This window comes from Pelomicrobium sp. (genome assembly GCF_036803785.1).
GTDB lineage: Bacteria > Pseudomonadota > Gammaproteobacteria > Burkholderiales > UBA6910 > Pelomicrobium.
On sequence record NZ_DAIRTR010000157.1, the window covers coordinates 1 to 6,114 of the forward strand.

The 6,114-nt window shown below is 65.4% G+C and carries 7 protein-coding genes; 1 reads left to right on the forward strand and 6 read right to left on the reverse strand.

What is annotated here, in order from left to right:
* Window positions 1-193 precede the first annotated feature (193 nt).
* Window positions 194-829, reverse strand: coding sequence for a prepilin-type N-terminal cleavage/methylation domain-containing protein (locus V7Q81_RS13955; protein WP_333844421.1), 636 nt, complete (start codon window positions 827-829; stop codon window positions 194-196).
* A gap of 266 nt (window positions 830-1,095) precedes the next feature.
* Between V7Q81_RS13955 and V7Q81_RS13960 the strand changes: the two genes are divergently transcribed.
* Window positions 1,096-2,856, forward strand: coding sequence for a sensor histidine kinase (locus tag V7Q81_RS13960; RefSeq protein WP_333844422.1), 1,761 nt, complete (start codon window positions 1,096-1,098; stop codon window positions 2,854-2,856).
* A 148-nt stretch (window positions 2,857-3,004) separates the two neighbouring features.
* Here V7Q81_RS13960 and V7Q81_RS13965 read toward each other — a convergent pair whose 3' ends face one another.
* The 5 genes from V7Q81_RS13965 to V7Q81_RS13985 form a co-directional block, all read right to left on the reverse strand.
* On the reverse strand, window positions 3,005-3,730 hold the full coding sequence (locus V7Q81_RS13965; RefSeq protein ID WP_333844430.1) for a prepilin-type N-terminal cleavage/methylation domain-containing protein: 726 nt from the start codon (window positions 3,728-3,730) through the stop codon (window positions 3,005-3,007).
* Window positions 3,727-4,812 carry a hypothetical protein gene (locus V7Q81_RS13970; protein ID WP_333844433.1) on the reverse strand — a complete coding sequence of 362 codons (1,086 nt, stop codon included), beginning with the start codon at window positions 4,810-4,812 and terminating at the stop codon, window positions 3,727-3,729. Before V7Q81_RS13970 ends, V7Q81_RS13965 begins: the two co-directional genes overlap by 4 nt.
* A gap of 29 nt (window positions 4,813-4,841) precedes the next feature.
* Window positions 4,842-5,276, reverse strand: coding sequence for a hypothetical protein (locus V7Q81_RS13975; RefSeq protein ID WP_333844436.1), 435 nt, complete (start codon window positions 5,274-5,276; stop codon window positions 4,842-4,844).
* The gene (locus V7Q81_RS13980; protein ID WP_333844439.1) at window positions 5,273-5,878 is read right to left on the reverse strand and encodes a hypothetical protein; all 606 of its coding nucleotides are present in this window, start codon (window positions 5,876-5,878) and stop codon (window positions 5,273-5,275) included. The genes V7Q81_RS13975 and V7Q81_RS13980 overlap by 4 nt, the downstream gene beginning before the upstream one ends.
* The coding region (locus tag V7Q81_RS13985) for a hypothetical protein (RefSeq protein ID WP_442954843.1) at window positions 5,875-6,114 on the reverse strand (240 nt) is incomplete at its 5' end. The genes V7Q81_RS13980 and V7Q81_RS13985, both read right to left, overlap by 4 nt.

Sequence of the window (6,114 nt, forward strand, 5' to 3'; positions counted from 1 at the left end):
CGACAGGGGGGTAAGGGGGCTCGGGAGCGATGCGCGCGCCCTACTGCACTTTTGCAGAGGGATGGGACCGCGCGAGTTCATCCCCCTGCGGTAAACGTGGAGCGCAGCGAAACAGACCACACCCGCAGCGGTGAGCCGTGCGCCAAGGCGTCCTCCTATCAGATTCGTCGATGACGACCCTGGGAGAAAAGCCCTAAATGTTCTTGCAGATCGTGTACTGGGTCGCCCCGTCGTCCACGTAGCTGGTGTCCGTGGGGGCGGTGGTGGGCAGGGGCGAGGCGGTGGTCCCGCGCACCGAGCCCGTGTTGGGCCTGCCATCGTCCAGTTGGCTGTCCACGGCGTTGGCGATCTTGCCGGGCAGATTGGAGGTGCATACCACCAGCCCGTTCAGCCCCAAGGCGCTGTTTTGCACCCCCGTCACGCCGCCGACGGCGTTTTGGGGCGGATTGGCACTACCCGCCCCGGTGCTCGGGCCCGCCACCAGTCCGGCCAGCCGCAGGTGTTGCCAGAAAAGGTTGGACTCTTCACCGGCCGGTGGGGGGTTGGCCGACGGCGTGGCATTGAAATTTCCGTCCACCTGGCCGTTCCCGTTTCCGGAAGTCGTGCCTGTCCAACGACCATTGGCGTTGGGATCATCCCCCGGGATGGCCCGATACCGGTCCTGGTAGGCGTAATAGGCCACGGAGACGCTGTTCAGGTCGTTTACCACGTTGCGAATCCTTGCCTGGGTGATCATCTCCTGCCCCTTCAGGATCCCTCCCAGGAGCAGCCCAATGATGACCAGCACGATGGCGATCTCGATCAGGGTAAAGCCACGCTCACGTTTCATTCCCCGTTTCCGGACACGGCGTTGGCTGCGTCGCTGCAAGAACGATGCCACCCGGGCTGGTGGGCTTTTTGCTGGCCTTTGCGGGCGTAAACGGGGTTTCCCCAGGGCTTGGGGGTTGGGTTCCCTCGGTGAGCGAGCGCGGCGCTGTCGTGAGCCCGACAGGGGTATGTCGGAAATCCGACGCAGTCGACGGGATTCCGACGCCTTGCCGCCGGGAGGCGCTCGAGCTCCTGGTTATAATGCGTCAGCGATCCTTGAGAGAGGACATGCTTGATACCCTACCAGATTCCCGCCCTCCTTCCTCCGGGCCGGCCATGACCGCGGCCCTGTCCCGCTCAGCCTGGATCGGGCGCCTGCTCGAGCGGCGCGAGAAGCTGCTCGCGGCCCTGTTGCTGCCCCTTCACGGCGCAGTCCTCTCGGATCTGCACAGCCCGTGGACCCGGGCGCTGCTGCTTGTCCACCTCGGCCTGTTTCTCTTGTGGCAGCCCTTGTGGGGCCACGAGCGGCGGCTCGGCACCCCGGCCCTCGTCTTCATCGGTGCTGCCAGCGTCCTGGTGCTCTTCTGGCTCAATTGGTGGCTGGTGGCCGCCTGGCTCGCGTTTCTCGTGAGCCTGGTCGGCGCACGGGGGGTGAGCGGGCCGTCGCGCGCTTGCCGCCTCTTCGGCCTTGCGGTGCTCGCCTACCTGCTGGTGACCTTGCTGCTCTGGGTGGTGCCCAAGCTCTTCACTGCAGGTCAAACGCCTTTCTTTGCCGGCGAGCTCATGCGCTACGCCATGCCGGTGGGCCTGCTCCTGCTGCTGGCGTTTCCCGTGGGTCGGCAGGCGGAGGGCGGGCGCGAGCCGATGGATTTCTTGTACGGGCTGCTCCTGTTCCTGGTGGTGGTCCTGGTGGTGCTGGGAAGCTTCGCCTTCATGACCCTGAGCAAGATCGCCTACGTGGAGGCGCTGATCCGTACCCTTCTGGTGGTGGGTTTCCTGCTGAGCCTGCTGGGGCTGCTGTGGAATCCGGCCCACGGCTTGAGCCTGCTGCAGCCAGTCCTGTTTCGCTACCTGCTCAACGTGGGCACGCCCTTCGAGCAGTGGCTGGCCCGGATCGCCGGGGCGGCGGAGCGGGAAACCGACCCGGCGGGGTTTCTCCATACCGCCGCCGAGCGGCTTGCGGCGCTTCCCTGGGTGGCGAGTGTTGCTTGGGATGCGCCGGACGGGCAGGGCCAGGTGGGCGAAGAAGTTTCTTCGGCTTGGACATTCAGCTCGGGCGCGCTCACGCTTCGCGTCTCCTCCCGCTTCACCGTGGGGCCGGCCCTGGTCCTGCACCTGAAGCTGCTTACCGAGATCGTCGCCCACTTCTATGAGGCCAAGCGCCGGGAGCAGGCCCTCGCCCACATGGCCCGCATGCAGGCCATCCACGAGACCGGCGCCCGGCTTACCCACGACATCAAGAACCTGCTCCAATCCCTTTACGCCCTGGCCTCGGCGTCCCAACAGGCGGGCGACGCGGAAGGCTTCCAGCGGCTCATGCGGCGCCAGCTCCCCGACCTCGCGCGGCGGCTCGAGCTCACCTTGGGCAAGCTCAAGAACCCCCTCGCTCAGGGCGAGGGAGAAACTCCGCCAGTTACGGCGCGGGCCTGGTGGGAAGCCCTCGAGTCCCGCTACGAGTCCCGCGGTGTGCGCTTCCGGGCGAGCTTCGCCGGGGACGTGCCCATTCCCGGAGCCTTCTTCGACAGCGTGGCGGAAAACCTGCTGGAGAATGCCTTGAAGAAGCGCCAGCAATCGCCGGGCCTGGAGATCGACGTGGAGCTTGCCGCGGGCGAGGGCCGAGCCGTGCTGCGGGTCACCGACACGGGGGAGCCGGTGCCCGCCCGGGTGGCGGGCGCGTTGTTCGACAAGCCCGTGGCCTCGGAAACCGGGCTGGGCGTCGGACTCTATCAGGTTTCCCGGGAGGCCGCGCGCCACGGCTACATCCTGCGCCTTAAGGAAAACCGACCAGGCCGAGTGTGCTTCGAGCTGGCGCCGCGGGAGCGCAGCTAGGGCGCCGTCACCGGAATCGATCGAGGCGTGTCGAGCGCGCCGAAAGCACCGCCCTCCCAGGAGGCTTCCGAAGCGACGCGCTCAAGCGCGCCCTACCGCGGGTGGTGCGAAAAAACGCTCGAAGCGATGGGATCTGAATCCCCGCGGCTCAGGGCAGCCTGCCGGCTTGGATCATGCGGCTCATCAGTGCCGGGCGGCTTATCCAAATCGCAATGTCGTCGAAGTAGGAACCCGGTGGCTCCGTTTCATAGTTCGGGACATCGGCTTGATAGATGTTGTCGAACGCCCCCCCGTTCGCGCCATTGGGAGCTGCGTCCTTACCCGTTGAGTAGATGATGGCGACCGGCGGCTCGCCGGTCGTAGTGATGCGGTTTCCTTTGGCGTCGTGTATTTCCAGCCCGTCTGCAGCGGTGGTCGAAAGTGTAATCGGGGCCGAGGGATTGGCAAAATTCTGGTCCACACGGTAGCGCCAGTATCCAATCCAGGGGGAGCTTGGCGCGGTTCGTCGGATCCCCCAGGGGTCGATCTCCGGCAGTCCACCGAGCGTTTTCCACGGCAGAAAGCCTTCTGCGGAAGGCGAGGAACAGTTCGTATCGGCGACGCCAAAGTTGGCGTCATTGGGATCCGTGGTCGTTGTCGGACAAGGAAGATAGCCGTAGAGAATGGCATAGCCTATCAACGCTTCGCGAATCTCGCTCAGCTGTTTTTGTGCTTGAGTGACGCGCTGTTGCTCGATCTGAGCGGAAAGCGGAACCAGCAATCCCCCGATCAAAAGCCCCAGAATGAGCAGTACCACCGCTAACTCCACCAGGGTGAAACCTGCGGTGGGCCGAGGCGAAGCCCTGCGTGCGTGGGTCTCGTTGACCAATCTCATGGGCACGGGACGATTTTCCCTTTTTCGAGGCAGACGCTCACGGCGGGATTTTGGATCGTAATAGTTGCCCGGGACCGGTCAGGGGACACCGTATAGACGGTAACGTCCGGATCGAACCAACCATTGTCTTGTAAGACGTTTTTTGTTCCGGGATCGAGGGGCAAGTCCTCATAGGGTAGCGGGCCCGCCGTCTCGCCGGGGATTTGATGTCCTGATCCGTCGCCCGCCCACGGATATTGTTTGGGCACCTGCTGCGCGTAGTAGCCTTGTATGCCGCTGGGAGGATCTACAGAACCGCGGATCGCTGCGGCAACTTTCTTGTTGATCGCTGTAAATAGCTCGTCGTGCCTGATGGCCAATAGCCGGTCGTTGAATGATCTGGACGGGGCGCCAGCGATGAAGCGGGTGACTGCCTTTGCCCCTGGAGAGAGCGCCGAGTTGTCGATTTCTTTGTCTGTGTCAAGGTAATTGGCCGCTATGTAATTACCACCGCACTGAGTGGCTGCGCCAACCGAGCCTCGCGCCTGTCCCGCGATCGGCATGCCTGGAGCAAACACGACGGCTACTGCGCGACTCTCAGGCTCTGGGCCGGCCACGTACGTCGTGCCATTGGGGCCCATTACCTCGAACTGGCCGCTCGTGTTCGAGTTCATCAAGTTCGTTTTGGGGTTGTTTTTGTATGCTCCAGAGAGCGTGTACCAGAGGCATTCACCCGCACCGTCACGCAGCGGTGGAAGGCCAAGGGTTTTCCAAGGCAACCTTCCGATCACGCTCACATCCTTGGCGCCGCAGCTTCCCTCTGCGGAGCCCTCACCACTGACCCCCCCTGCACTCATATCGGGGCAGGGCAGGTAGCCGGGCGCGGAACCCGGGTGGGTTTCTGAATAGGTCACTGCATAGGCGATCAACGCCGCCTTGGCCTCCGCCAGTGCCTGCTGGGTGATGCGGTCTCGCTCGGTGGCGATGGACGCAGCGCTCAAAGACTGCATCAGGAGGTAGGCAGCGCCCGTGACGAGGACGAGGAGCAGGAGGAGCAGCACCTGGCCGCGCTGGCGCTGAGGTCCGGCGGGAGCACGTCCCATGACATGAGCATGGCTGGGTATTGCGGTGGTCATCGGGAGGTCTTCGGGGAGGTAGCAGGGGCGGAGGGGCGTGTTTCTTTTCCGCGCTCTGCGCCTGCGCCGGGGGTGAGCCACGCGGTCTCCCCCACCTTGAGCCGCACCTTGCCCTCGGGCGTGGTCACCACCACGGTGGCAGTATCCAGCGGCCGGGCGGCGAGGCCGTCATCCGATGCGGGCGCGGAGGCGGGCCGGGGGACCCCGTTCACCCACACGACCGCTTTGCCGTCGGAGCGCTGCACCAGCCCGTTGACGGTAACGCCGGAGGGCGACGGCCTCGCCTCGACCGTAGGCTGGGTTCGCTGCCGTTCCAGTTGTTGCCGCTCCTCGGGGGTGAAGAACAGCCGCCCCAGGGGATCGGCGGCCCCGGCGGCAGCAGCGAGCCCGCCCAGGACGAGAAAGAGCGCCGGTGGCAGCAAGTACTTCATGGCCGGGGACGGTCCTTCAGGGAAACCCAGGTGAGTTGGCAGTCGGCTTCCAGCTGGGGACCGAAGCGCAGGGCGACGCCGCTCGCCGCGCGTTTGACCTGGCAGCCCCGCAGGAGAAACAGGCCGTTGGCTTCCTCGCGCAACGCTTCGAAAAAGCGGGCGAGCTCGCCCTCGTGCAAGAGGGTGAGCTGCAAGCGCATGTCCGAGGCCCGCAGGTCGATCGGCCCGTCCGGCAGGGGGATTTCCGGCTGGAAGGGGCGCTGGGGGGAGATGGTGTAGCGGGCGCCGAAGAGCTGCTGTCGCCCGCGCAGCCGGTCGATGGTTTCGATCCAGTCAAGCCGCTGCTCTTCGCCGATCACCCCCCGGGCGAGGAGGCGTCGATATTCCTCGTAGTAATCGTCCAGGTTTTTGCGCTCCTCCTGGGTGCGGGCGAGCCGAGCATGGGCTTGGGCCACCTGGGCCTGCAGGGCGGCGTAGGACTGCTGCATCCGGGCCTTGAATTGATGGGCGCCGCCCACGGCCCCGAGGGCGAGGGCGAGAACCGCGGCGGCGAAGAACACGGTACCGCGCAGGTGGGGCCAGTCCTGGCGCGTGAGCTTCATGTGGCTGCCCGCACGATCTTGAGGGTGAAGACGGCGCGCCGCTCGGTCTCAGGGGCGTCCAGTTGCCCCGAGAGGCTCGCCTGGGGACGCAGATCCAGGGGCAGCTCGACCTGCTCCACGCTGAAGCCTTGGCGGGTGAGTTCGGCGGCGAGGGCTTCTACTTGTTCCAGCGCCTGCCGATAGTTGTGGCGGAACGGGTGCACCTCCCCCTGGAGCAACACGACCCGGTAAAGAGT

Coding starts and splice junctions, on each gene's coding strand:
- V7Q81_RS13955 (WP_333844421.1), bottom strand. CDS start 829: ATGAAACGTGAGCGTGGCTTTACCCTGATCGAGATCGCCATCGTGCTG.
- V7Q81_RS13960 (WP_333844422.1), top strand. CDS start 1,096: ATGCTTGATACCCTACCAGATTCCCGCCCTCCTTCCTCCGGGCCGGCC.
- V7Q81_RS13965 (WP_333844430.1), bottom strand. CDS start 3,730: ATGAGATTGGTCAACGAGACCCACGCACGCAGGGCTTCGCCTCGGCCC.
- V7Q81_RS13970 (WP_333844433.1), bottom strand. CDS start 4,812: ATGGGACGTGCTCCCGCCGGACCTCAGCGCCAGCGCGGCCAGGTGCTG.
- V7Q81_RS13975 (WP_333844436.1), bottom strand. CDS start 5,276: ATGAAGTACTTGCTGCCACCGGCGCTCTTTCTCGTCCTGGGCGGGCTC.
- V7Q81_RS13980 (WP_333844439.1), bottom strand. CDS start 5,878: ATGAAGCTCACGCGCCAGGACTGGCCCCACCTGCGCGGTACCGTGTTC.